Here is a 2,857-nt window from a genome sequence, read left to right as displayed (position 1 = left end):
AGGGAGAGGCAGGGTGGCTTAGACCGCCATCGGCGCGGTCATCGGCGCATGGTGCTGGTAGCCTTCGAGGGAGAAATCTCCCGGCTCCACCTGTTCCAGCCATTCAGGCTGGTAAACACCGGTCTTGGCAAACTCCGGCACGCGCTCGGAAATCACCAGTTTTGGCATCGGGAACGGCTCGCGCTTGAGCTGTTCGTTGAGCATGTCCAAGTGGTTTTCGTAGACGTGGGCATCGCCGATGAAATAGGTGAACCAGCGCGGCGTATAGCCGGTCAGGCGGCCGATCAGGCTCAGCAGCGCGGCGCCTTCGGTGAGGTTGAACGGCGTGCCCAGGCCCAGGTCGTTGGAACGGATGTAGAGGGTCAGGGAGATTTCCTTCGTCTCGACATTCGGATGGAACTGGTAGAGCAGATGGCACGGCGGCAAGGCCATCTCATCGAGCTGGGCGCAGTTCCAGCCGTGGAACAGGATCCGCCGGCTGCCCGGGTCCTTGATGATGGTGTCGACGCACTGGCGAACCTGGTCAATGGCCTTGTACAGCACCACGTAGGCCTGGCCGTTTTCCTCGCCCTCGGCGATCTGCCGGTAACCCTGGGCCAGCGTCTGCTCGATGGCCGCTGGATTGCTCAGGGGGATTTGCTTGTAGGCCGGCCATTTGCGCCACTGCACGCCGTAGATCTCGCCCAGGTCGTCTTCGCCCTGGCGGAACGGATTGGCCAGCCACTGGGCGTTTTCGTTGGCGTTCTGGTCCCAGACCTTGCAGCCCAAGGCGCGGAACTCGGCGGCATTGTTCACGCCACGAAGGAAACCGCACATCTCGCCGATGGCCGATTTGAAGGCCATCTTGCGGGTGGTGATGGCGGGAAAGCCTTCCTTCAGGTCATAGCGCAGCATGGCGCCGGGGAAGCTGATGGTGTTCACGCCGGTGCGGTTGGCTTGCTTGGTGCCGTTCTTGATGACGTGAGCCACCAGATCGAGATATTGCTTCATGGATTACCTGTGTCCTTGAACCCGGGGCCTGCGCCCCGGGGTTCGGATTTTTTTAAACTTTGGCGGCGGCAGCCGGCGCGCGACGATAGGCCAGCCAGATCAGCGCCAGGCCACCGATGATCATCGGCAGGCACAGCACCTGGCCCATGGTCAGCCAGTTCCACGCCAGATAACCGAGCTGGGCATCCGGGACTCGGACGAACTCGACGATGAAACGGAAGATGCCATAGAACAGTGCGAACATGCCCGACACTGCCATGGTCGGACGCGGCTTGCGCGAAAACAGCCAGAGAATAAGGAAGAGTGCCACGCCTTCGAGGGCGAACTGATAGAGCTGCGACGGGTGGCGCGGCAATTGCGCCGGGTCACTGAAGGGCGGGAAGATCATCGCCCACGGCACGTCGGTCGGCTTGCCCCACAATTCGGCATTGATGAAGTTGCCGATGCGTCCGGCACCCAGGCCGATCGGCACCATCGGCGCGACGAAGTCCATCAGTTCGAAAAACGATTTGTTGTTGCGCTTGCCAAACCACAGCGCCGCCAGCATCACGCCGATGAACCCACCGTGGAACGACATGCCGCCCTTCCACACCTCGAAGATCAGCGTTGGGTTGGCGAGGTAGGCGCTCAGGTCGTAGAACAGCACATAGCCCAGGCGCCCGCCGACGATCACGCCCATGGACAGCCAGAACACCAGGTCGGAGAGTTTTTCCTTGTTCCAGGTCGGGTCGAAGCGGTTCAGCCGGCGCGACGCCAGGAGCCAGGCACCGCCGATGCCGATCAGGTACATCAGGCCGTACCAGTGGATTTTCAGCGGGCCGATGGCCAGGGCAACCGGATCGATCTGCGGGTAAGGCAGCATTGATATTCCTCGTAAACGTCAAAAATACCCGGGCGACGCTGCCACCTCGGGATTAAGCCAGGATTGCGTCAGAGCAGGAAACTCAAGCCCACGCAGAACAGCAAAGCGGCGAACAGCCGTTTGAGCAAGCGCGGCGACAGGCGATGGGCCAGCCGCGCACCGACGCGGGCGAAGACCATGCTCGTCAGGGCAATGCCCAGCAGGGCCGGCAAATACACAAAACCGAGACTATGGGGCGGCAACAGCGGATCGTGCCACCCCAGAATCATGAAACTTAGCGCACTGACCAGGGCGATCGGCAGCCCGCAGGCCGAGGAAGTCGCCACCGCTTGTTGCATCGGTACGCTGCGCCAGGTCAGGAATGGCACGGTCAGCGAACCGCCGCCGATGCCGAAAATCGCCGAGGCCCAGCCAACAATCGTGCCGGCCAGGGACAACCCGACCTTGCCCGGCACCGTGCGGCTGGCCTTGGGCTTGAAGTCCAGGGCCAGTTGCGCGGCGACGATCATGGCGAACACGCCGATGATTTTTTGCAGGTGCGGGCCGGAAATGGCTTCGGCGGTAAGCGCGCCGAAACCGGCGCCGATCAGGATCCCGACGGTCATCCAGGCGAAGATCAGCCAGCGCACCGCGCCTTTGCGATGATGTTCGCGCACGGCGTTGACCGACGTGAAGATGATCGACGCCAGGGATGTACCGACGGCCAGGTGCGTCAACACCTGCGGATCGAAACCCTGCAAGGTGAAACTGAACACCAGCACCGGGACGATGATCATTCCGCCCCCCACGCCGAACAGCCCGGCCAGCACGCCGGCGCAGGCGCCGAGCAGCAGATAGAGCAAAAATTCCACCAGCGTCTCCCCGCCCAACCCCGAAATAAGAGCGGCATGGTAACGGATCGAGGGGCTTGGCCTCTACTGAAGGCGATGGATGCGTGAGGGAGGTATGGGTAGAGTAGGCGCAACGCATGGTTTTTATGGCGAGGGAACTTGTTCCCGCTGTAGG

General features: G+C 62.1%; 3 protein-coding genes. All 3 read right to left on the bottom strand.

Features of this window, described 5'->3' with window-relative positions; translation table 11 throughout:
* Window positions 1–18 precede the first annotated feature (18 nt).
* The 3 genes from OC610_RS24765 to OC610_RS24755 all read right to left on the bottom strand — a co-directional run bounded on the left by OC610_RS24765 (window position 19) and on the right by OC610_RS24755 (window position 2,703).
* Window positions 19–990, bottom strand: a complete 972-nt coding sequence (locus OC610_RS24765) for a thymidylate synthase (RefSeq protein ID WP_264431627.1) — start codon at window positions 988–990, stop codon at window positions 19–21.
* A gap of 52 nt (window positions 991–1,042) precedes the next feature.
* Entirely contained in the window at window positions 1,043–1,852 is an 810-nt protein-coding gene (lgt, locus tag OC610_RS24760; protein WP_030140534.1) for a prolipoprotein diacylglyceryl transferase, read from the bottom strand.
* Window positions 1,853–1,920: 68 nt separating this feature from the next.
* Window positions 1,921–2,703, bottom strand: coding sequence for a sulfite exporter TauE/SafE family protein (locus OC610_RS24755; protein ID WP_264431623.1), 783 nt, complete (start codon window positions 2,701–2,703; stop codon window positions 1,921–1,923).
* Between the last annotated feature and the right edge of the window lie 154 nt (window positions 2,704–2,857).

The organism is Pseudomonas agronomica, from assembly GCF_025917275.1.
Classification (GTDB): Bacteria; Pseudomonadota; Gammaproteobacteria; order Pseudomonadales; family Pseudomonadaceae; genus Aquipseudomonas; species Aquipseudomonas agronomica.
The sequence above is the reverse complement of the archived record's forward strand: the minus strand, read 5'-3'. Positions and strand labels throughout refer to the sequence as shown.